Raw genomic sequence first — 24,375 nt, forward strand, 5'->3', positions numbered from 1 at the left:
TGAGACTACTAAGTTTTTCAATAATGCAATAACAGAAACCTATATAATGGATTCTTTTATTTTAAAGTGGTATACTAGCATTACGGCTTAAGTACATAGGATATGCATTAGCAAATATGTTAGTTGTATTGTCAAATTTATTCGGACGAAAGGAATGGACATGAAAAATTATATTGAAGAAGTTTATAATAAGGTTTCTATAGCGGAAGGGCAGTCTACTATAGAAAACTATTTATTTGAGGTTTATATAAAAGGACCTGTTTCTATGAAAGATTTATCAGTGAAATTAGGGATACCGATACCGTTAGTTACTGCAATAAAAAAAGAATTTATAAAAGAAGACATATTAGTACAAAAAGGCGGTGTTATAGTATCAGAAAAGGGAAAAGATTATGTAGAAAATCAATTAGGTTACAAGAACTTAGATATGAAACTATATAATAGAATATTAGAAGATGATTATGTAATGGAAGTTGATTTTTCAGATGAACTTAAACTAGTATCAGAATACTTAAATAATCGTCCAACAGTAGATGTTACTATTGATCAATCAAAATGTACTCCAGAAACTAGTTTTAAAAGAGCATTATTAGCACTAAAAAACAATAGCTTAATTGGAAAAAGGATATTGTGTATTGGTGATGATGACCTCATTACAGTTGCTATGGCATTGCTTTTGAAACGACTTTATAAAGATACAATATATAGTAAGGCAGATATACATGTTGCAGATATTGATAAAAGGATTTTAGACTATATTAGTTCTGTGGCTTCAAAAGAAGGATTAAGAATTACTCTCCATCATCACAATCTCAAAGAGCCTTTTTCTAATGATATGATTGATAGTTTTGACGCTTTCTTTACTGATCCTCCATATACGATTTCAGGGATGAATTTATTTTTATCTAGAGGTGTAAGTGCGTTAAAAAAACAACCTGGTAGGATGATATTTTTTTCTTTTGGAAATAAGTCGCCAAAGGATACTTGGGAAATGCAAAACCTAATTAATAGAATGGGTTTAAATATAATAAATATAATACCAAGATTTAACAAGTATGAAGGAGCACAAATTATTGGAGGAGTAGGACAAATGATTGTGCTTAGTACAACGGAAAAAGCAGAGCCAATAATAAAAGAAGCCTTTAATGATAAGATATATACTGGGGAGTTTAGGGTTACTGAAAGAAACTACCAGTGTAAGGAATGTGGAGAAGTAATTGTGGTTGGCTATAAAAAAGGTTTTTTAAATATAGAGCAATTAAAAGAAAAAGGTTGTCCAAAGTGTCTTTCTAAGTCTTTTGATTTAAAAGAGAAAAAAGTTGTCAAAGATAATTAATAGGTATGGTTAAATATTTTTTATGCAAATTTCTAATATTGATCTATATGGATGTATTTTCATTTGGCTTAGTTACAAACATATGTATTTTGTTAGAAAAGGAGATAATATATGAAGCTTATAATGACTAATTTTAATGTGGATTATTATGAAATCATTTATTTCTTTTTTATTTATGCATTTATGGGTTGGATAACAGAGGTGATTTATGCCTATTATAAGAATAGGTGTTTTATAAATAGAGGTTTTCTCTTTGGACCTCTTTGTCCTATTTATGGAACTGGAGCAATTATGATAATTGGATTTTTGTATCCAGTAAAAAATCTTTATTTTACATTTTTAATAGGGACTATTTTAGTATCTATTTTAGAATACATAGTAGGCTTTATATTAGAAACAATGTTTAATTCTAAGTGGTGGGATTATTCTGATAATAAATTCAATATTCATGGAAGAGTATGTTTAGGATTTTCTTTACTCTGGGGGTTAGCTATAGTTATATTAGTCACTGTAGTTCATCCAAGGATTGAAACAATTATAGATGGTATTCCTAAAAATATAGGAAATGTCTTTTTATTAGGTTTAGTAATATACTTTTTACTAGATTGCACCCTTACTATTATTTCTCTTGTAAACCTAAAAGCAAGGTTTGTAAAACTAACAAACCTGTATCAAGAGGCTAAAGAGAATTACAGTGAAATGTTAAGTGTTTCTAAAGAAAAATATTCCGAAAGATTTAATAGTTCAAAGGAATCTTTATTATCTAGATTGCCTAATGTAGATGGCGTTATAAGTAATTCAAAAGCTAAATATGTAGAGATTGTAAATAATTCAAAAGAAACTATTCTATCGAAACTTCCTCATGTACACGTAGAGGAAGTATTAAAGGAATTTAAAGAAAAATATGATAAAGTTGTTGGAGAATTTAACTTTAATCACAAAAGACTTCTTAGAGCATATCCAGCAATTAACCCTAAAAAGTTTGAGGAATTGATAAAAGAGTTAAAAGAAAAGCTAGATAAAAAGATTTAAGATAACAAAAAGACTACAGAAAACTTTGTAAAGTATCTGTAGTCTTTATAATTAAATGTATTTAGCAGGGAAGTAAGAATCTAAATCTTCAAGATTTATGACATGCGGATCATTAAAAAATTCGATGACTTTGTCTAATTCATTATAATCATTGTTTAGGAAGTTATTCCATGTCATAAACCAAAGCCAAGGAGTATTACTTTCTTTTATAAGATTTGGATTAGGGATGGAGCCATTTTCACCAAGTGCCATTGGCTTACTTGGTGTTGGTATTAAAGCTGTTTCATAAAAATCATAAGTTAATGGACCATAATTTTTCATAGGACCATAGATATCTCTACTGTTAATATCAACCACATCATCTCCAGGATAATATTCTTCAAATGTAGCATTCCAAACCCATATTAAATTGTTTAACTGATGTAGGTTTGTAAATCTATCATACATTAATCTATAGAGTTCTATATATGGCTTTGGTCCTTTAGCTCCCCACCAAAACCAACTTCCGTGAGCTTCATGTAGTGGCCTGAAAAGGATAGGCACGTTGGCAGCTTTAAATAATTTTAATTGATCTGCTATCATATCCATATCTTTTATCATAGACATATATTCTAAAGAATCAGGTGAAAGAGCTTTTTCGATGTCAAAGGTAGTGTTTTCTGTATAAAAACTTTTATCTCTGCCGTGAAGGGGAGAAAACCAATGCCAACAGAAAGTTATAATACAGTTTGTTTCTTTAGCATATTTCAAGGCAACTTCAACGGAACCTCTATTATTGGCAATTTCATCAATACAATCCCAGCTACTCTCTTTTGTATCAATTGCTGAGGAATAACTTAATAAATCAAAGCCTAATATTGCTGGAAACTTTCCAGTTTTCCTTTTTATAAATTCAAAATCAGGGCAAGTTGATTTGTTGCAATGCTGACCAGATAAAATTCTTTTGCCATGAATTTTTTTAAAGAAGTTCATAAGTTCTAAAGATTCTTTAGAAGCTTTAGGATTTGTTAAAGCAAAAGTTGGGTTAAAGGCTGCTGGCGCTTCAGTTTCATCAACCACTAAAGATCTTAAGTTTAAGTGGCCCCAAGACCTAAGCAAAGTGACTTTATTTTTTCCTTGCTCAAGCTTAATTGAGGTTATAGTATTTAATAGAATAAATTTTTCTGTTTGCTTAAAAGAAAGATCACCATAGAATTCATCGTTTATAAGACATCTATGAACTGCATTTTCAGTAGGAAGTGAATAGTCAAAACTTAACTTGTAAAATCCTGTCTTAGAAATGTCAAAAATAAATTCAACAGTATCGCCATCATTATTTAAGATATCAATAAATTTTTTCGAGCCTTTGTCTAATAAATTTGTTTTAATAGTGCCATTTGTATAAGTGCATTCTAAAGCAGATATGATAAATGTGTCTCTAGTCATTTGTTTGTCTCCATTCTTTTATTTGTTGTGACTTGCCTTTTTTAGAGTATGACGGTTGTTATATTTCTGGATAACGATTTTTACTACAGGATAAGGAATTCTAAACATCGAAGATGCTTAGGATTCTATTAATAAGTTTCAGATGAATTGGAAGACTCTATCCGAAACCAAGAATTCTGATTATATTTATTATAACATATGCAACAACAAAACACACCAATATATGTTGCAAATGAAACAAAGGTGCGTAAGAATCATAGCTTAAATCTCCATGGTAGATATTTTTAAGTTGTGATAAAATAAGTATATATATTTTATTAACAAACATTAAAGATAAATTTTATTGTATAGGGGCTGAGTGTATTGATATCAAACAAGATAGCGAAAAATTTAGAGAGGTCTTCATGGATTAGAGCTATGTTTGAAGAAGGAAGAAGACTTTCAAGTTTATATGGAGCAGAAAATGTTTATGATTTTAGTTTAGGTAATCCATTTTCTGAACCACCTAAAGAAGTAATTGAATCTATGAGACATCATATATCAGAGGGAGAAAAAGGAATTCATAAATATATGAGTAATTCTGGTTTCCCAGAAGTAAGAAAAAAGATAGCTGTAAAGATGCAAGGGGAGACTGGTATTAGTTTATCAGAAGAAAATGTGATTATGACTGTCGGAGCAGCAGGTGGACTTAATGTAGCTTTAAAGGCTATTTTAAATCCAGAGGAAGAGGTTATAGTTTTTTCACCATATTTTGTTGAGTATGGTTTTTATGCAGATAATCATCAAGGAAAAATAGTTGTTGTTGAACCAAATCCAGAAAACTTTGAACCGAATTTAAAGGAATTTGAAAAAGCAATAATAGAAAAGACAAAAGCTATAATAATTAATAACCCCAACAATCCTACAGGTGTTATATATAGAAAAGAAACTATGGAAGCAATGGCTAAAATAGTAGAAGATAAAGAAAAACAATTTAAGTCTAATATATATATACTTTCTGATGAACCATATGGCAAAATTGTATATGATTCTGCAGAGGTGCCAAGTGTATTTAAAATATTTAAAAATGCAATGATTATTAATTCCTATAGTAAATCTTTAGCTCTTGCTGGAGAAAGAATAGGATATATAGCAGTAAGTAACAAAACAGAAGAGGTGGAAACTCTTGTAAAAGCATTAGAGTTTTGTAATAGAACTTTAGGATTTGTTAATGCGCCAGGCCTTTTTCAAAAGGTTATTGCAGATTCTTTAGATTCTAAGGTTGATGTAGAAGATTATAAAATGAAGAGAGATTATTTATACGACAATCTTACTAGAATTGGTTTTGAATGTGTCAAACCTCAAGGTGCTTTTTATCTTTTCCCTAAGGCATTAATTGAAGATGATATTGAATTCGTAAAAACTGCTGTAAAATATAATCTTTTATTAGTTCCAGGTTCTGGTTTTGGGTATAAAGGACATTTCAGAATGTCTTATTGTGTTGAGTTTGATATGATAAAGAGGTCTATTGCTGCCTTTGAAAAACTTGCAAAAGAATATAATAGATAATAGTTATAATATATTTAGTTGAAAGAAGGGATAATATGGAGCAGTTTTATATGAGTACTAAAGTCGTTTATGGCGAGAATGTTATAAACAATAATGGGGAACTAATCGCATCTCTTGGAAAGAAAGCACTTTTAGTAACAGGAAAGAATTCAGCTAAAATTAGTGGTGCTTATAAAGATGTTACTGATATCCTTAATAAGCATAAAATTGAGTATTGTATTTTCGATCAAGTAGAAGAAAATCCATCAACAGAAACTATATTAATTGGAGAAGAGATTGGAAAACTTGAAAATATAGATTTTATAATAGCCATTGGAGGAGGCTCGCCTCTAGATGCTGCTAAAGCAATAAGTTTAATGGTTAAAAGTAAATGTAGCATTGATGATATTTTCACTAAAAAAAATCTACCATTTTATCCTGTTATAGCAATCCCAACTACGGCTGGTACTGGTTCAGAGGTTACACCTTATGCAATAATAATAGATGAAAGAGCAGGTACGAAAAAAGGAATAGCCACCCCGGTATTCCCTCAAATTGCTTTTTTAGATGTGAAATATACAATAAGTTTAAGCGAGAAAGTTACTATTGATACAGCAGTTGATGCTCTTTCTCATATCATTGAGGGATATTTGACTAGTAGAGCTAATATTTTTAGTGATGCCCTTGGTGAAAAGGCTTTAAGCTTATTTAAGGAATGCAAAGAGGAACTTAAGGTTGGAGCATTTACAAAGGAAGTAAGAGAAAAGTTACTTTTAGCATCAAATTTTGCTGGTATGCAAATTGCACAAAGTGGGACTTCTGTTCCTCACCTTTTAGGATATCAACTTACTGTACATAAAGGAATTGCCCATGGTAGAGCTAATGGGATTTTAATGACAGAGTATTTAAAGTTATATAAAAATAACTTTAAGGTTTTAAAGTTGCTAAAGATCTTAGATTTCAATAGTATAGAAGAGTTTAAAATATACCTTAATGAACTTTTAAGTGCTCATACAGAATCAATAGAAATTACTCTTGGGGATATCAAGCAGTTTACTGAAAGAGCCTATAAGGTAGTTGTTAATAGAAATGAATTAAAAGAACTTGTTACAAAAGATCAAATCTTTGATTTATATAAAAATAGCTTGAAAATATAATTAATGCACCACCAATGTTAGAGTGAACTAATGTTGGTGGTGTAGTTTTTAGAATAATCAAGAGATTTCTTTCTTAGAATATAATTTTATTTAGTTTTTTATACTTATAGAAGTTTTGAGATAGATACTTTAATTGGGAAGCTTTATAGAACATAGTGATTTTTGAATATGTTTATAGATTTTTATATGGATTTTAGCAATGAACCGTATATTTTTATTTTAGTTGATTAACTAATAAGTTATCTTATATATTTGTGAAATGAATAAGAAATACAAAATTACAAAAAAAGTAAATAATTATAAAGGAATAATTTCATTCATATAGAAATAATAATAGAGCGTTTAAATAAAATTACCAATAATTGAAAAAAATATAATTATTTATAAATAAACTGTGTTTTTAAAGAAGGAAAATTTAAAAAGTTAGAGAATAATATTAATTATAGAGAATAAAGAGTTTGGTTAAGAAATCGAGAAAATTAAATTTTAGAATTAACAAAGCTTATAATATCATGAAAAGTTTGAAACATATAAGAACTTTATATATTTTAAATTAGACTATATTTTTAATAGGGGTGAATACATGCTAGATGGAAATACAAAGATAGTTTTACTTGTTCAAAATCATAATACTGTTTTTACATATTTCAAAATATCTCCATTTACTATTAAGAGTTTTGAAGATATTTATGGAATTAATAGTTGGAAAAACTCTAAACCGGTTTTAAAGGTATTTTATATAGAGAGAAACGTTCCAAGAGAAGTACAAACTATTTATATGGATGCATCCAATGATAATTGGTATATAAATTTAGATAGAGATGCTTGCGATGTCTTTGTAAAATATGGCAGAGTTGCTGCTGATGATAAGTTTATTCCTGTGTCAGTTTCAAATACTGTAACAACAATGCGTAATCATCAAGCTGAGGATACAACAGTTAGGTATGTAGATTTTTCTAATATCGTTGATGAAAAAAACGTAAAATTAGCACTACAAGATTCACCAGAACATATTAATGCCACTGAATATAAACCAAATCCTATAGATGAGTTAAAAAAAAATTAGACGAAGTGGAGAATATTTGCATTAATAGAAAAAAATCTCAACTCAGATACTTTCAGCAAATGAATAAAATGATTGAAGAAGAAGTGAAGCGAGGACTTCCAACATCAGGTTTTAATTTTAAGGGGGAATAATTTTGACCAAAGGATACGTATCATTAATTTTACACAGTCACCTTCCATATGTAAGGCATCCAGAAATAAATGAAGCTATGGAAGAAAGATGGCTATTTGAAGCAATAAATGAATGTTATATTCCGATTATAGATGTTTACGATGGGCTCATAAATGATGGAATTGAATTTAAGGTTACAATGTCTATAACTCCACCACTGATGGCAATGCTTGAAGACCAATATTTAAATGAAAGATATATGAAATATTTAAACAAGTCAATAGAGCTTGCAAACAAAGAAGTGATAAGAACTGCTGAAGATAAAAATCTTAATGGTGTATCAAAATTTTATGTAGAAAGATTTGAGGGATTAAAGAAAACTTACGAAAAATATGATAGAAGGCTTATGAATGCTTTTAGAAAATTTGATAACCTAGGAGTACTTGAAGTAATTACTTGTTCTGCAACTCATGGACTGCTACCATTATTAGCTGTTAATCCAGAAACTGTTAAAGCTCAATTGGCTATTGGTGTTGAATACTATAAAGAAGTTATGGGACATGCGCCGAAGGGAATATGGCTTCCAGAATGTGCTTACACATACAGCTTAGATCCTATCTTAAAGGAACTTGGAATCCAATTCTTTATAGCAGAAAGTACTAGTGTTTCTAATGCTTCTCCCAGACCATTGTATAGTACTGCAGCACCTATTGCTACTCAAAATGGAGTGGCAGCCTTTGGGCGAGATGTTGAGGCAGGACATCAAGTTTGGAGTAGCTTCTTGGGGTACCCTGGAGATGCAAATTATCGAGAATTCTATAGAGATATTGGATATGAATTACCAATGGACTATATAAAAGATTACATAGTTCCTAGTGGAATAAGAATAGACACTGGAATAAAATACTATAAGATTACTGGCAATACAGAAAATAAAGAGTATTATGTTCGTGAAAATGCACTAGAACGAGTAAAGATTCATGCTGATCATTTCGCTTATTCAAGAAACGAGCAAATAAATAATCTATCATATTACATGGATAAGCCACCGATAATTACATGTCCTTATGATACAGAATTATATGGACATTGGTGGTTTGAAGGTCCAGATTTTTTAAATGAATTTATACGAAATGCAGCTGACAATTGGACAGAATTTGAACTAACAACTCCTAAAGAATATCTTGAAATGTATCCTGTAACTCAATGCTCAAGTCCATCACCAGCTAGTTGGGGTGAAAGTGGAAACTTTTCTGTTTGGTTAAACGGTGGTAATGATTGGATATATAGAGAACTTCATGAGGCAGCAGAGTCCATGATAAGGCTAGCAAATAGTTTTGACGAACCTACTGAATTAGAAAAAAGAGCACTAGCTCAAGCTGCGAGAGAGTTAGTTTTAGCTGAATCTTCAGACTGGCCTTTCATCATAAAGCATAATACCACTGTACAATACGCTGTAAAAAGGGTAAATACTCATTTAGAAAGGTTTAAGGAATTATATAATTGCTTAACAAAGAACAGATTAGAAGAAAAGTTTATTAAAGAGATGGAAGATATAGATAATATTTTCCCTAATATAGACTATACTTTATATAGAAATAACTAAAATGAGTTGCTTAGCAACTCTTTTTTATTGTTTAATACTCTGGTAATTGTTATAATTATAACTTGATACAATATTTGGCGAAGTGCAAAGGCTACGCAAGGAGCGATACGATGGTACATAACTTATTTGATACGAATACAGAAATTTTAAAAAATGGAATTAAGCTGATAACTATTAAGAAAGATAGCCAATTGATTTCTATAAATGCAGGAGTCAAGGTGGGAGCATTATATGAAGCTAAAAAAGAAAAAGGTATATGCCATTTTATAGAGCACATGCTTTTTAAAGGAACAAATAGTAGAAGTAATGAGGAATTAAATGAGGAATTAGAAGAACTAGGTGGAGAATATAATGCTTATACTGATTATACTTCAACAGTTTATACAATTACAGCATTAAAGGAAGAATTAGAAAAGTCTCTAGAGTTATTAAGTGATATGCTAACTAATTCAAATTTTCCAGATGAAGAGATTGATAAGGAGCGAGAAGTTATCCTATCAGAAATTAGAAGTATAAATGATGATTTAGAAGATTATTCATATAAAAAAATTCACGACATTGCCTTTAAAAATAGTTCATTGAAATATGATGTCACTGGAGAGGTGGCGACAGTTAAGGGATTTAGAAGAGAAAATCTTATGAAATTTTATGGAGAATATTACGTTCCTAATAATATAGAAATAGCAATTACTTCACCTTATGAGCATAATGAAATTTTAAATTTAATATATAAATATTTAGGTAATTGGGCTAGAAAAGAATTAAAAGCTATTGAAATAAAAACTGAGAACCACAGAGCTGTAAAGAAAACATCAAAGAAAAAGGAAATAGAGCAAGGAACTATAGTTTATTTATATACTTTCCATAATCTTACAAAAAAAGAAGAATTGGCTCTTAAAATTTTAGAACATAAATTAGGATCAAGCACAAATTCTATTTTATTTAGGGAATTAAGAGAAAATAAAGGATTATGCTATGAAGTTTTTTCTGAGATGAATAGCACAAATAATATAAAAACTTTATATATCTATGCATCAGTTTCGGAAGAGAATATAGAGGAAGCCTTAAAAATTATTGATACTTGTATTGATAGGATAAAAAATAGAGATATAATTTTTCATGACAAAATTATAAGTCTTATGAAAAAGGTTCTTAGAACAGCTATTGCATCAACTATAGAAGATTCAACAGAAGTGGGAAATTATATGCTACACCAAAGCTTGGATGGTGAGCCGTTATTAGAATTTATAGATCAAATGAAAAAACTTGATGAGATTAATGAAGAAGATATTTATAATGTAGCACTTAAGGTGTTTACAAAACCTGCAATACACATTTTAGTTCCAAAAGAAGGCGATGAGTATGAAGATAACTAAAATAGAGGTGCAAAAGAAAAACAATGATAGAGTGAATATATTCATTGATGATGATTTTGCTTTTTCATGCAGTACAGAACTTGTTTATTATCATAACCTTAAAAGTGGTAAGAGTGCTGAATTAAGTGAAATTCAAAAGATAGTTGATGAAGATAATTATATAAAGTGTAAAAATTCTGCTCTTAAATATATTGAGAAAGCTTATAAAACAGAAAAGCAAATAACAGAAAAGCTAATAGACAAAGAGTATCCTGAAAATGCCATTAAAAGAACCATTGAATTTTTGAAAGAATATAAGTTTATCGACGACTATAATTTTCTTAAGATATATATAAGAGAGAATTGCACTAAATTAGGGAAGAAAAAGATTAAATATAACTTACTGAGAAAGGGGATTGAAGAAGCTTTAATTGATGTTGAGTTAGATGGAGTTTCATCATCCTTTGAGGAAAAAAGTTGTGAAAAGCTTGCCCAAAAGAAATATGATTCTCTAAAGAATAGTGATACATCTTATATGAAAGTGTATAAGAAACTAGGGGATTTTTTACTTAGAAATGGCTACAGTAGTGATATTGTATCAGAAACTCTTAAAAGAGTAGTTGCTAAAGAGGATTTCAAAGCAGAAGGTAATGAGGAAAGAAAACATAATTCCTATGAAGAATTGTTTATTTTAGCACAAAAGAGATATAATCTATTAATAAGTAAAGAAAAAGATAAAATGAAATTATTAAAAAAGCTTTATGATTATCTTATTAGGCGAGGATACAGTTATGAGGAAGTTAAAACTGTAGTTAAGGAATTAATAAATACGGACTAAAGGGGCTGGAATTGATTAAATGATATATTCTTGTTAAAAGGCCCCAAAGAGAAAGGATAAAATATGAACCTTGAATATTTCTCCAATTTCTTAGATTATACTCCAATTTCTTTAATAATAATTGTGGCATTGCTCTTTCCAATAATAAAGGGATTGATTTTGGGATTTTCAGCATCCAGTATTAAGAAAGAAACTGAAGCCCTAGAAGTTGATATTACATTTATTGTAGCAGTTCTTTTAGGATTATATTATGGGAAATCTATGTTTAGTAAGTACGAGCAAGGTGTTTTTAATATTATTGATAAGTTGTTCCCAAAAAGTGTTTCGGAGTTTTTGGATGGTAAACCTAAAGTAACATATATAGTATTATTGATAATTTTTATTACTATAATTTATCAGGTTATTATGTTTATTTTGGAAATAATAAATAGAAATATATTATATCCTGTTTTAGATGTTATTGGTGAATCTATAAAAAATCGTTCGTTTTTTTTCAAAAGATTTTTGGGTGCAATTCTTAATATACCAAAGGGAATTTGTTATGCTGTTATCATTAGTGTTCTATTCAATATAATTTCTATCATAAATGTTAGTGATAAGTTTAATGAGTATGTAAATAAGTCAAAGGTATATAATATTATAAACGAGGAAGTGATATTTCCAGTTTCAAATTCTTCCTTTGCAAAGGAATTACCTAATATTTTAGACAACTCATTAAGCATAGATATTGTTAAAGATGGAAAACTTCTTCCTATACCTAGTTTTGATACAAATGAGATAATATATTTCAATGGAACAACTCTAGAAGAAGGAATTAAATCTAATGATGAAATGGATGATTTTTCTATTGAATTAGCATCTAAGTATACAAATTCATTGGAAAAATCTAAAGCCTTTTATAATTGGATAAGTAAAAATATTGAATATGATAAGGAAAAAGCAAATGCTTTATCAAAGGATAAGTATAAGGTAAAGTCTGGAGCTATAGAAGCATATGAAACTAGAACAGGTGTATGTTTTGATTATTCATGCCTTTTTACAGCCTTTTGTATTGAGAATAATATCATGGTGAGAATAGTTACTGGTGAAGGATATAGTGGTGTTAAGTGGGTAAATCATGCTTGGAATCAAGTTTATATTGAGGAAGAGAAGAGATGGATAAATGTAGATACTACCTTTGGCAAGGCTGGAAATTATTTTGATAGTGAAAGTTTTTCAATTGATCATAGAGGAGATAAAATAGTAGGGCAATGGTAGAAGTGATACACTTTAGAAGAAACTGAAATAGCATTTAAGATATATCAGTTTCTTCTATAAGGGGTCATTTTTTTATTCTTTCTATAATTAGGTTTATTGCTTTTTCGCAGTCTGCATCAAAAGGGTCAAGGGCCCAAGCAGTATTAAAATATAATAGTGCTTTTTTGTCGTCTTTTAATTGAGAATAGCAGTAAGCTAAATTGAAATAATATCTGCTATCTTTTTTTATTTTGAGAGCACATTTTAGAAGTGGAATTGCAGCCATAAAATTCATAAGTTTAATATGGCATACTGCTGAATTATAAAGAGAAGGAGCTTCATTCTCTTTATTTTCAATAGATTTTCTATATAAATTAATCGCTCGTGCATAATCATTTTTATTATAATATTCATTACCCATGTTAAAGTAATTCATTTTTATTCCTCCCTACTATAGGTACTATAGCTATAATTATTGACAGGATTTAGAAAAATAAACCTTTTAAAGGTATCAGTCTGTGTCTTTTGATTAAAAGCAAATTACTCTAATTTATAAGTAAACGTTTAGATATTGAAGCGACTTATCACAAATTTTTAGGATATAATACTCTATTTTATAAATATGAAACAGCTATTAAATTTGTCACTGTTTTATTTAAATTTTGTTTAGTTTTTATATTTAATTTTCAAAAGCAACTGTTATTTTTATTAGATAAGTATGATATAATCTAATATTAGAACAAGATTTACAATATAGATGGAGTAGTGATGTTGATGATTGAAAAGTATAAAGTAGGTATTGACGTAGGTTCTACTACAATAAAACTTGTTATATTAGATAATGATAATAAAATTATATATGATATATATAAGAGGCATTATTCTGATGTTAGAACCACTACCTTCGCTGTATTAAAAGATGCAGAAGAGAGATTTAAAGATCACCCAGTAAGTGTTACAATTACTGGTTCAGGGGGATTAGCTTTAGCTGAGCAATTAAAAATTCCATTCACTCAAGAAGTTATCGCATGTACTAAAACTGTTGAATTGTTAGCACCAGATACAGATGTTGCAATAGAACTTGGAGGCGAAGATGCAAAGATAACATATTTTGAAAACACCTTAGAGCAAAGAATGAATGGAACTTGTGCTGGTGGAACTGGTGCTTTTATTGATCAGATGGCAACATTACTAGAAACAGATGCTCTAGGATTAAATGAACTTGCAAGAAAACATAAGGTAATATATCCTATAGCTGCTCGTTGTGGTGTGTTTGCGAAAACAGATGTACAACCATTATTAAACGAGGGTGCAGCAAAAGAAGATATAGCAGCATCGATTTTTCAAGCAGTAGTAACACAAACAATAAGTGGACTTGCTTGCGGAAAGCCAATAAGAGGTAAGGTTGCTTTATTAGGTGGACCATTATTCTTTTTATCTGAACTAAGACAAAGATTTATAGAAACCTTAAATCTTACAGAGGATATGGTAATTTTCCCTGATAATTCTCAACTATTTGTTGCATATGGAGCAGCTGTTAGTTCAATTGATGGACAAACTACTTCTTTTACAAAGATAATAGATTCCATTAGTAAGATAAAAAAATCAGAATTAAAGTTATCTGATACACTTGAACCATTGTTTAAAGATAAAAAAGAGTTGGAAATTTTCAGAAAAAGACATTCAGATTATAAAGTAAAGGAAAAGACTTTAGAATCCTATAGTGGAAAAGCATTTTTAGGTATTGATGCTGGTTCCACAACTACTAAAGCAGCATTGATTGATGAGCAAGGTGCATTGTTATATTCCTATTATGGTGGGAATAAGGGAAAACCATTAGAGACAAGTATTGATATTATTAAAGATATATATAACAAACTGCCTAAAAATGTAGTTATTGCTAAGGCTACAGTGACAGGATATGGAGAGGCACTTATAAAAAATGCTTTAAACGTTGATATAGGAGAAGTTGAAACTATAGCTCATTATAAGGCTGCTGAGAAGTTTTTGCCTGGGGTAGATTTTATTTTAGATATCGGTGGACAGGATATGAAGGCCGTTAGGATAAAAGACGGAGTAATTAATTCTATCCAACTTAATGAAGCTTGTTCTTCCGGCTGTGGATCTTTCTTAGCAACCTTCGCTAATTCTTTAAATATGGAAATTCAGAATTTTGCACAGGAAGCTTTATTATCTCAAAGTCCTGTTGACTTAGGGTCAAGGTGTACTGTGTTTATGAATTCAAAGGTTAAGCAAGTGCAAAAGGAAGGGGCAGAGGTAAGTGATATTTCTGCGGGGCTTTCTTATTCAGTAATTAAAAATGCATTATTTAAGGTTATTAAAGTTAGAAGAATTGACGAACTAGGGAAAAAAATTGTTGTTCAAGGTGGAACCTTCTACAATGAGGCAGTACTTAGAGCACTTGAATTAACTCTAGGTAGGGAAGTAATAAGACCTAATATATCTGGTATTATGGGAGCGTATGGTGCAGCCTTAATAGCCTTAGATAAATATCAGGAAAATGAAATTTCTACGTTATTATCTAAAGAACAATTAGAAACTTTTTCTAGTGAAAAAGAACACAGACATTGTGGATTATGTAATAATAATTGTATGTTGACAGTAACAAAATTTTCTGATGGCAGAAGTTATATTACAGGAAATAGGTGTGAAAGGGGAGCAGGACTTCCTGTTTCAAAGAAATCCTCTTTAAATCTTTATGACTATAAATATAATAGAACCTTCAGATATAAATCTCTTAAAATAGAAGAAGCACCTAGAGGCGAAGTAGGAATTCCAAGAGTTCTAAATATGTATGAGAATTATCCATTCTGGCATACATTTTTAACAAAACTAGGCTTTAGAGTTGTTTTATCACCTACATCTACAAAAGAAGTATACGAGATGGGTATAGAAACAATCCCATCTGAGTCAGCTTGTTATCCAGCAAAGCTTACTCATGGGCATATAATGAGTCTAATCAAAAAAGGATTAAAATTTATATTCTATCCATCGGTGAGTTATGAGATTAAAGAATTTAAGGAAGCTAATAATCATTATAATTGCCCAATTGTTACCTCATATCCAGAGGTAATTAAAAATAATATTGATGAGATGAGATCTGGTGAGTTAATATATAAAAATCCTTTCCTTAATTTAAATCATAGAGAATCTGTAGCCAAAAATCTTTTTGAAGAATTCTCGATGTTTAATATAAGTAAAGAAGAAATCAATGAAGCATTAGATTTAGCTTATGCTGAGAATGAAGCATATAAGCAGGATATAAAGAATAAAGGCAAAGAGATTATTGATGAACTTGAGAAGACTGGCAAAAAGGGCGTTGTTCTTGCTGGTAGACCATATCACAGTGATCCAGAAATCAACCATGGAATTGCTAATATAATAATACAAGAAGGATTAGCAGTTCTAACAGAAGATAGTGTTTCAGATCTTGCAGAAATTGAAAGACCATTAAGGGTTGTAGACCAATGGAATTATCATACACGATTATATGCAGCAGCAACTTATGTAGCAAAAAATTCTAACCTTGAGCTTATTCAATTAAACTCTTTCGGCTGTGGTCTTGATGGTGTAACTACGGATCAAGTTCAAGAAATATTAGAACAAAGTGGTAAGATTTATACATTGATTAAAATTGACGAGGGAAGTAATCTTGGAGCTGTAAGAATAAGAATCCGATCACTAAAAGCAGCAATGAAAGAAAGAAGCACTATGGTTTTTAGACCGATTACTAAGCTTCAAACAAAAGAGAGAATAGTGTTCACAAAGGAAATGAAGAAAAATCATACGATATTATGTCCTCAAATGTCTCCAATTCACTTTGAATTAATTGAAGCAGCATTTAGATCTAGCGGATATAAACTTAAGCTTTTACCTGCTGTAGATAAGAGTGCTGTGGATGTAGGACTTAAGTATGTAAATAATGATGCTTGTTACCCAGCTATTATAGTTGTTGGACAACTGATAGAAGCTTTACAATCAGGAGAATATGATGTAAACAATACAACTGTAATTATGTCTCAAACTGGTGGTGGCTGTAGAGCAACAAATTATATAGCATTCCTTAGAAAAGCTCTAAAAGATGCTGGTTTTGAAAATGTTCCTGTACTTTCATTAAGTGCTCAAGGAATAGAAAAGAATCCAGGTTTCAAAATAACTTTACCGTTGCTAAATAAAGCGATGTTAGCTTTAATATATGGAGATTTATTCATGAGAGTGGTATATAGAGTGAGACCTTATGAAAAAGAAAAAGGCTCAGCTAATGCCCTTCATGAAAAGTGGCAGGAAATAGCCAAGAAAAATGTTATGAATGGAAGTAGAAAAGAATTCAAGAAGAATATCGTAGATATAATCAATGAATTTGATGAACTTCCTATAAATAATATTATAAAACCTAGAGTTGGTTTAGTAGGAGAAATCTTAGTAAAGTTCCATCCTACAGCTAATAACAACGTCATTGAGATAATAGAAAATGAAGGGGCAGAAGCAGTTGTGCCAGACTTAATGGGCTTTATGCTTTATTCCTTCTTTGATTCAACTTTTAAACATGAGAATTTAGGTTTCAGTTATATGTCAAAGTTAACATCAGATTTAGCAGTTAAAGTTATAGAATTTTATCAGAAGACGATGGATAAAGCTTTAAGAGAAAGTAAGAGATTCCATGGTGTTGAGAAAATTCATGAAGTGGCAGCCGGAGCTTCAGATATTATTTCCATAGGAAATCAAACTGGAGAAGGTTGGTTCTTAACTGGTGAAATGGTAGAACTTTTAGAGATGGGTGTAAATAATATAATTTGTATGCAGCCATTTGCTTGTTTACCAAACCATGTAACAGGAAAAGGAGTAATAAAAGAACTAAGAAGACGATATCCTTATTCTAATATAGCGCCTATAGATTATGACCCAGGTGCTAGTGAGGTAAATCAACTTAATAGAATTAAATTAATGTTGGCTACTGCCTTCAAAAACCTAGAGCTTAATAGTGATAAAAATGTCCATCACCATAAAGGTGTTGAACAAGAAATTGCTTCAGAATTAAAGTCAGAATAAGGTTTTTTAAAATATTTATTGACATATGGATAACTATTGCTATAATATTTATATAATTTAATACCAATGCGAGGAAAAAGAGGAGTAAAGATTAACCTTTTAAGAGAGGAAGATTCATCGGCTGAAAGATCTTCCAAAGTAGTGATTTTGAAGGTAGCTTTTGAGCATTTTTAGCGAAATTAGAGTAGTTAAAAACGGAAAAACCGTTAAAGATATAAGAGCTAAAGAGTGTAAACTTTTTGGAACTAAGGTGGTAACGCGCGATGTCGTCCTTTGGGATTGACATCGCTTTTTTTGTTCAAAGTAACCCTAAACTAAGAGTGTATTCTTTTGCTTTTACAAAAAGTATTGGTGATATATTTAATTTATTATTTCAATGAAAGTACATAACCCTATAGTGTAAGATAAAAGGAGGAAGAAAGAATGGATGAAAAAAAATTATTAAGTACGACATATGATCCGAAAGAGTTCGAAGATAGACTATATAAATGGTGGGAAGAAGAAAAATTCTTTACCCCAAAGGTAGATAAAAATAAAAAACCATTTACAATTATGATGCCACCACCAAATATAACTGGACATTTACATTTAGGTCATGCATTGGACAATACACTTCAAGACGTTCTAATCAGAACAAAGAGAATGCAAGGTTTTTCTACATTATGGCTTCCTGGTGAAGACCATGCAAGTATTGCTACAGAAGTTAGAGTTGAAACTGAACTTCTAAAGCAAGGTCTTAAGAAAAAAGAAATGGGTAGAGAAGCTTTCTTAGAAAAGGTTTGGGAATGGTCTGATACTTATAGAGAAAGAATTAAAACTCAGTTAAAAAAGGTTGGTGTATCTGCTGACTTCACAAGAGAAGCTTTCACAATGGATGAAAACTTAAACAAAGCAGTAAGAACTGTTTTCGTTAAGTTATATGAAGAAGGCTTAATATATCAAGGAAATAGAATAACTAACTGGTGTCCTAAGTGTCAAACTGCTATATCTGATGCGGAAATCATCTATGAAGAAAAAGAAGGTAACTTCTGGCATATAAAATATCCTGTAAAAGATTCTGATGAATTTGTAGAGATAGCTACAACAAGACCAGAAACTTTACTTGGAGATACTGCTGTTGCAGTTAATCCAAAGGACGAAAGATATTCGCATCTTGTTGGAAAAATACTGATATTACCATTAGTGGGTAGAGAAATTCCTGTAATAGCAGATGATTATGTTGAGAAGGACTTTGGAACTGGTTGTGTTAAAATAACTCCAGCTCACGACCCAAATGACTATCAAGTTGGATTAAGACACAAACTTCCAGAAATTATTGTAATGAATAAGAATGGTACTATTTCTGAAGGTTATGGTAAATATTCTGGATTAGATAGATATGAAGCTAGAAAAGCTATGGTAAAGGATTTAGAAGAGCAAAATTTACTTGTTAAGATAAAACCACATACTCATAATGTAAGTATTCACGATAGATGTAGTGACGTAATAGAGCCGATGATCTCAAAACAATGGTATGTTAAGATGGAATCTTTAGCAAAACCTGCTCTTGATGCTGTAAGAGGAGGAAAAACAAAATTTGTTCCTGAAAGATTCGATAAGATATACTATAATTGGATGGAAAATATCCAAGATTGGTGTATTTCAAGACAGCTTTGGTGGGGACACAGAATTCCAGTTTGGTACTGTCAAGATTGTGGGGAAATTACCTGCAGTGTTGAGGCACCAACTCATTGTACAAAATGCCAAAGCAGTAATTTAAGACAAGATGAAGATGTTTTAGATACTTGGTTCTCATCAGCTTTATGGCCTTTCTCAACTTTAGGATGGCCAGATAAAACAGAAGATTTAGAATATTACTATCCAACAGATGTATTAGTAACTGGTTACGATATAATTTTCTTCTGGGTTGCAAGAATGATATTCTCAGGTATTCATAATATGGATGAAACTCCATTCCATACTGTATTAATACACGGTCTAGTTCGTGCAGAAGATGGAAGAAAGATGTCAAAATCTTTAGGAAATGGTGTTGATCCATTAGAAGTTATAGACACTTACGGTGCTGATGCTTTAAGGTTTATGCTTATTACTGGAAACTCACCTGGAAATGACATTAGATTCAAGATGGATAAAGTTGAATCTGCAAGAAACTTTGCTAACAAGATTTGGAATGCTTCTAGATTCGTAATGATGAATTTAGATATGGATCTTGTAAACAAATACAAGGATAGCACAAAATATTCTGTAGCAGATAAATGGATACTTTCAAGATTTAACACATTAGTTAAGGAAGTAACTGAAAATATAGATAAATACGAACTTGGAATCGCTGGACAAAAGATTTATGACTTTATGTGGACAGAATTCTGTGATTGGTATATAGAACTTACAAAGCCAGTATTATGGAGTGAGGATGAAGAAGCTAAGGGCGTAGTTTACAACGTACTAAGAAAAGTGTTAATTGGAGGATTACAACTTCTACATCCAATAATGCCTTATATAACTGAAGAAATATATCTTCACTTAGAGCCAGAATATAAATCAATAACTATATCTAAATGGCCAGAATACGATGAAAGCTTATATTCAAAAGAAATTGAAACAAAGATGAATTATATAATAGAGGCAATAAAAGCTCTTAGAAACGTAAGAGCAGAGATGAATGTTGCTCCTTCAAGAAGAGCAAAGGTTGTAATTTTTGCAAGCGAAGGAAGAGATGCATTTGAGGAAGGTAGAATCTACTTTGAAAAACTTGCTTCAGCAAGTGAAGTTGAATTTATCGATTCAAAAGATGCTGCTCCAGAAAAAGCTGTTTCAGCAGTTACTAAAGGTGCAGAATTATACATGCCACTATTAGATCTTATAGATTTAGATAAAGAACTTGAAAGATTAAATAAAGAGCTTGTAAAACTTCAAGGTGAAATAGATAGAGTAGAAAAAAAGCTTACAAATGAAAGATTCATATCAAAAGCGCCTCAGGAAGTAGTTGAAGAAGAAAAAGCAAAGGGCGAAAAGTATAAAGAAATGCATAAAGCAGTTCTTGATAGAATTGCAGCTTTAAAATAGAAGCATAAATAATTAGACACATAGTTTATATGTGTCTAATTTGATATTTGAAAGCAATATAATATAAGAAGATGCAAAATTTTAAAGAGGAAAATATAAATTTCATAGTATATGTTCCGATTAAAAATCTACATTCTTTTATCAACTGTATATAGATTTGATGTAGAAATACTATTGGAACTTATATATGATATAAAAAAAGTGAAGGTGAAGAACCAATGAATTATCAAGAAACAATGGACTATATTCATAATACTGCTAAGTTTGTGGTTAATTTAGGACTTTCAAGAGTTGAAAGATTACTAGAATTGCTTGGAAATCCTCATAAAAATATTAAAGCAATTCATATTGCAGGAACAAATGGCAAAGGTTCTACTACTGCCATGATAACTAATATTTTAGTTGCGTCAGGCTACAAGGTAGGAATGTACACTTCGCCATTTTTAGAAGAATTTGAAGAAAGAATTCAAATTAATAATTGTAATATTCCAAAGGAAAGACTTTGTCAGGTTGTATCATTTGTAAAGGATGCCGCAAAGGTGATGTTAGAAGAAGGCTATGAACAACCAACTGAGTTTGAGATAATTACAGCTACTATGTTTAAATATTTCTATGAAGAAAAAGTTGATTTAGCTGTGATAGAAGTTGGACTTGGCGGAAGATTTGATGCTACTAATGTTATAAATCCTATTTTATCTATAATAGCGTCTATAAGCCTTGATCATATGCATGTACTAGGGGATACCATAGAGAAGATAGCTTTCGAAAAGGCTGGTATAATAAAAGAAAGTATTCCGCTGATAGTATACCCTCAAAAGGCTTCAGTTCTTCAAGTGATTAAAGCTGTTGCAGAAGAAAAGGAAGCTCCTATGACTATTGTTAAAGAAGACGCAGCTAAATTTAGAAAAGTAAATAAAATTAATGATACTCTAACTCAAGAAATAGAGATAAACACTTATAAAGACAATTATATAGTTGATTTAAAGCTTTTAGGAACCCATCAGCTTCTAAATACTTCAGTGGTGGTTACAGCCTGTGAAAAGCTAAAAGAACAAGGCTACAACCTTACTAAGGAAAGCATAAGTGCTGGTCTAAAAACTGTTGTCTGGAAGGGCAGAATGGAGATTATGAATAATAATCCTATAACAGTTATAGATGGAGCTCATAACATAGATGCTATAATTAGGCTTAAAGAAAGTGTAGAAAAATATTTCTCATATAAAAACATAATCTTGATTTTAGGAATCTTAGCAGATAAACAAGTTGATAATATGGTCAACGTTATTGCAAAGGATGCAAAGAAAATTATAACCGTTACTCCAAATAGTGAAAGAGCAGAACTTGGAGAAGATCTCTTGAAGATTGTAAAGAAGGTTAATGATAATTGCCAATATGAAGAAAACTATCAGGAAGCTTTAAGAAAAGCTAGAGAGTATGCAGAGGCTGAAGATATCATTTTAATAAGTGGGTCATTGTATATGATTGGAGATATGAGAAAACTTTTAAAATAACATAAACTACAGGTATTATTTCTATACTTAACTAAAGTATTTTGAAGTAATACCTGTTTTATTTTGAGATTAAACAGAATTATTATAATTAAAAATGCACACAATTAGGTTATAAAAAGACTATAATCTAGATAAAAAAGTGGAAAATAACTTAGAAAGGAAAAGGTATAATGATTTGTTAGAGATTTTCATTATACAGGGTGAAAAATGAAAGTAAAAATCGTTGCAGATCGAGATGGTGAAACAAAGGTAGTAGAATTGCCAATGGAAGAGAAAAAGCTATTAGAGATTCAAGGGAGTGTCCTTGATAGAAATACTATAGGCTATATAGCTGGGGCAGAGGTAAAATATTATGATGAAAATGGTACTGAGGTTGAAAATATATTTCTTTTAAATAGAAAACTGAAAGGATTTTAAGGGGTGAAATTTTATTAATTAGGGGGAGAAAAAGAAACGAAAGAAGAAGTAAGGTAGCTGTTTGAAAAGACTAATAGCTACCCTATTTGTGTTATTTAGTTATTAATAGTATATAATTTTATATTAATTTGTTGGTATAGATATAATAATAACTAGTTCAATTAAACTATTGTCATAATTGGAAATTATTAGTTTACAATTGTTGATTTCTTCAGTTTTTGAGCCATTTATTATATATATATTTTTTATAGTAGCTTCTATAGAAGCATTGTTACTAGGAAGTTCAAGCGCTGAATTTTTCAATGTTTCACCCCCAAATTATTTTAGAAGGGTATATTAAATTTATCGAAGAACCAATTATCATCATATAGACGACGTTTAAAGTAAGCTATACGTTGATTATAAGTATCACTTAAAGTTATTTTATCTAAAATAGCTTTAAAATTAGAGCAATTATGAAGGGAACTAACTATTTTATTGATTCTTTCCTTATTAAAATGACTAAATGCCATACGTAATTTATTGTAATGGAATTCCGTTAGGTCAACATCATAGGGTTGTATTTTTCTAAATTTGTGTCCAACTTTAACAGCAGGATGTACAAAAATTTTATATCCGAAAAGCCAGAGTTTTATAGAAAGTTCTACATCTTCAAAGCCCCAACTATGGAAACCTCGATCAAAGCCGTCTACTGCATCAAAGGTTTCTTTTTTTATAGCCATGCAACCACCAGGAACTAGTGGAACTTCTTTTATATTCAGTGGCTTTTTTAGCCAATATGTTTCAAAGCTCTCATTAAAGCTTTGACCATAGCCTGCAGGACTAGCAGGAGAAAAATGGCCGATACCTGGGCAAATTACACTTACATTTTTATCATTAAAGGCAGATAAAAGAATATTAAGCCAATTTTGGTTCATTGTAATATGAGCATCACAGAAAACTAATATTTCTGAGTTTTCTGCAAAGGTTGCCCCAAGATTTCTTGCTGCGGCTGCTCCTATGCCAGTAGTTTCTATCAATTTTACCTTTGAAAATTTGTTAAAAGGATTTTTCAAAAATTCACAACAATTATCGTTAGAGTTATCATTAATGACGATTATAGTTGATATATACTTAGCTTCAGTTCTATATAAAAACTCTATAGTCTGTTTAACATAAATTCCTTCATTTTTACAGGGGATAATAATCGATGTTTTAGTCAATTTTGAATTATTCATAGTTTAAATTATCATAGTCTTCATTGTAATCTTCTGGACAATGAGTACCTTTTATGGTTTGTATTGAAGCTTTATTTATAAAGCAATCTAGATAGAGTATTTTTAATATAATTTTATCTCCAGGATACACAGGACCTAAAAGAAATTGGCCATTTTCATCGGTTATTGCATGACCTAAAGGTTCTAAATTGGAGGAGGTTTCAGGGTCAGCCGTAGCACTCCTTAATTTAAAAAACTTAACTACAGAGCAAGGTGCGGGTTTTCCATCAGGAAAACGAACTGTTCCAAGTATTACTTTTCTATAGTCATGTTGTAAGAAAAAATCCATGTCTAATTGATCAGTACTTGATTTTTCATAGCCTTTAGGAACATCAATAATAAAACGGTTTATTTGATAATCCATAC

18 protein-coding genes and 1 other annotated feature are annotated in these 24,375 nt (G+C 30.5%); of the genes, 13 read left to right on the forward strand and 5 right to left on the reverse strand.

What is annotated here, in order from left to right; translation table 11 throughout:
* Window positions 1-160 precede the first annotated feature (160 nt).
* The gene (locus tag CLOCEL_RS09745; RefSeq protein WP_010077092.1) at window positions 161-1,336 is read left to right on the forward strand and encodes a bis-aminopropyl spermidine synthase family protein; all 1,176 of its coding nucleotides are present in this window, start codon (window positions 161-163) and stop codon (window positions 1,334-1,336) included.
* A 111-nt stretch (window positions 1,337-1,447) separates the two neighbouring features.
* Window positions 1,448-2,368 (forward strand): putative ABC transporter permease, encoded by a 921-nt coding sequence (locus tag CLOCEL_RS09750; protein ID WP_010077091.1) that lies wholly within the window; start codon window positions 1,448-1,450, stop codon window positions 2,366-2,368.
* A 51-nt stretch (window positions 2,369-2,419) separates the two neighbouring features.
* Here the strand turns inward: CLOCEL_RS09750 and CLOCEL_RS09755 are convergent, their stop codons facing one another.
* Window positions 2,420-3,793: a glycosyl hydrolase gene (locus CLOCEL_RS09755; protein WP_010077090.1), complete on the reverse strand. Its 1,374-nt coding sequence runs from the start codon at window positions 3,791-3,793 to the stop codon at window positions 2,420-2,422.
* A gap of 363 nt (window positions 3,794-4,156) precedes the next feature.
* On the opposite strand from CLOCEL_RS09755, the gene CLOCEL_RS09760 reads away from it, so the two are divergent.
* The 7 genes from CLOCEL_RS09760 (at window position 4,157) to CLOCEL_RS09790 (ending at window position 12,710) form a co-directional block, all read left to right on the forward strand.
* On the forward strand, window positions 4,157-5,341 hold the full coding sequence (locus CLOCEL_RS09760) for a pyridoxal phosphate-dependent aminotransferase (protein ID WP_010077089.1): 1,185 nt from the start codon (window positions 4,157-4,159) through the stop codon (window positions 5,339-5,341).
* A gap of 50 nt (window positions 5,342-5,391) precedes the next feature.
* Complete coding sequence (locus CLOCEL_RS09765; protein WP_242655243.1) at window positions 5,392-6,477, forward strand: iron-containing alcohol dehydrogenase family protein; 1,086 nt, start codon at window positions 5,392-5,394, stop codon at window positions 6,475-6,477.
* 583 nt (window positions 6,478-7,060) lie between these two features.
* The gene (locus CLOCEL_RS09770; protein WP_010077087.1) at window positions 7,061-7,543 is read left to right on the forward strand and encodes a DUF4912 domain-containing protein; all 483 of its coding nucleotides are present in this window, start codon (window positions 7,061-7,063) and stop codon (window positions 7,541-7,543) included.
* 133 nt (window positions 7,544-7,676) lie between these two features.
* Window positions 7,677-9,260, forward strand: a complete 1,584-nt coding sequence (locus tag CLOCEL_RS09775; protein ID WP_010077086.1) for a glycoside hydrolase family 57 protein — start codon at window positions 7,677-7,679, stop codon at window positions 9,258-9,260.
* 110 nt (window positions 9,261-9,370) lie between these two features.
* Entirely contained in the window at window positions 9,371-10,636 is a 1,266-nt protein-coding gene (locus tag CLOCEL_RS09780; protein WP_010077085.1) for a M16 family metallopeptidase, read from the forward strand.
* Window positions 10,623-11,453, forward strand: coding sequence for a recombination regulator RecX (gene recX / locus CLOCEL_RS09785; protein WP_010077084.1), 831 nt, complete (start codon window positions 10,623-10,625; stop codon window positions 11,451-11,453). Before CLOCEL_RS09780 ends, recX begins: the two co-directional genes overlap by 14 nt.
* Window positions 11,454-11,516: 63 nt before the next feature.
* A complete protein-coding gene (locus CLOCEL_RS09790) occupies window positions 11,517-12,710 on the forward strand; it encodes a transglutaminase domain-containing protein (protein ID WP_010077083.1) in 1,194 nt (397 codons plus the stop codon).
* A gap of 64 nt (window positions 12,711-12,774) precedes the next feature.
* On the opposite strand, the gene CLOCEL_RS09795 is transcribed toward CLOCEL_RS09790, so the two are convergent.
* Window positions 12,775-13,125: a tetratricopeptide repeat protein gene (locus CLOCEL_RS09795; protein WP_010077082.1), complete on the reverse strand. Its 351-nt coding sequence runs from the start codon at window positions 13,123-13,125 to the stop codon at window positions 12,775-12,777.
* 338 nt (window positions 13,126-13,463) lie between these two features.
* Here CLOCEL_RS09795 and CLOCEL_RS09800 point away from each other — a divergent pair, with 338 nt between their 5' ends.
* The 4 genes from CLOCEL_RS09800 to CLOCEL_RS09815 all read left to right on the forward strand — a co-directional run bounded on the left by CLOCEL_RS09800 (window position 13,464) and on the right by CLOCEL_RS09815 (window position 22,753).
* Window positions 13,464-17,759 carry a 2-hydroxyacyl-CoA dehydratase gene (locus tag CLOCEL_RS09800; protein WP_049785858.1) on the forward strand — a complete coding sequence of 1,432 codons (4,296 nt, stop codon included), beginning with the start codon at window positions 13,464-13,466 and terminating at the stop codon, window positions 17,757-17,759.
* A gap of 62 nt (window positions 17,760-17,821) precedes the next feature.
* Window positions 17,822-18,036, forward strand: a binding site (T-box leader).
* 146 nt (window positions 18,037-18,182) lie between these two features.
* Window positions 18,183-20,825 carry a valine--tRNA ligase gene (locus CLOCEL_RS09805; RefSeq protein ID WP_010077078.1) on the forward strand — a complete coding sequence of 881 codons (2,643 nt, stop codon included), beginning with the start codon at window positions 18,183-18,185 and terminating at the stop codon, window positions 20,823-20,825.
* A gap of 218 nt (window positions 20,826-21,043) precedes the next feature.
* Window positions 21,044-22,336: a bifunctional folylpolyglutamate synthase/dihydrofolate synthase gene (locus CLOCEL_RS09810; protein WP_010077077.1), complete on the forward strand. Its 1,293-nt coding sequence runs from the start codon at window positions 21,044-21,046 to the stop codon at window positions 22,334-22,336.
* Between the two features lie 207 nt (window positions 22,337-22,543).
* Window positions 22,544-22,753 carry a hypothetical protein gene (locus tag CLOCEL_RS09815; RefSeq protein ID WP_010077076.1) on the forward strand — a complete coding sequence of 70 codons (210 nt, stop codon included), beginning with the start codon at window positions 22,544-22,546 and terminating at the stop codon, window positions 22,751-22,753.
* A 123-nt stretch (window positions 22,754-22,876) separates the two neighbouring features.
* On the opposite strand, the gene CLOCEL_RS09820 is transcribed toward CLOCEL_RS09815, so the two are convergent.
* Genes CLOCEL_RS09820 through CLOCEL_RS09830 form a run of 3 tightly spaced genes read right to left on the reverse strand, consistent with a single transcriptional unit; the run spans window position 22,877 to window position 24,373 of the window.
* The gene (locus CLOCEL_RS09820) at window positions 22,877-23,056 is read right to left on the reverse strand and encodes a hypothetical protein (RefSeq protein WP_010077075.1); all 180 of its coding nucleotides are present in this window, start codon (window positions 23,054-23,056) and stop codon (window positions 22,877-22,879) included.
* A 20-nt stretch (window positions 23,057-23,076) separates the two neighbouring features.
* Complete coding sequence (locus CLOCEL_RS09825) at window positions 23,077-23,970, reverse strand: glycosyltransferase (protein ID WP_010077074.1); 894 nt, start codon at window positions 23,968-23,970, stop codon at window positions 23,077-23,079.
* Window positions 23,963-24,373: a hypothetical protein gene (locus CLOCEL_RS09830; protein ID WP_010077073.1), complete on the reverse strand. Its 411-nt coding sequence runs from the start codon at window positions 24,371-24,373 to the stop codon at window positions 23,963-23,965. The genes CLOCEL_RS09825 and CLOCEL_RS09830 overlap by 8 nt, the downstream gene beginning before the upstream one ends.
* Window positions 24,374-24,375 lie beyond the last annotated feature (2 nt).

Origin of the sequence: Clostridium cellulovorans 743B (genome assembly GCF_000145275.1) — a bacterium.
Classification (GTDB): domain Bacteria; phylum Bacillota; class Clostridia; order Clostridiales; family Clostridiaceae; genus Clostridium_K; species Clostridium_K cellulovorans.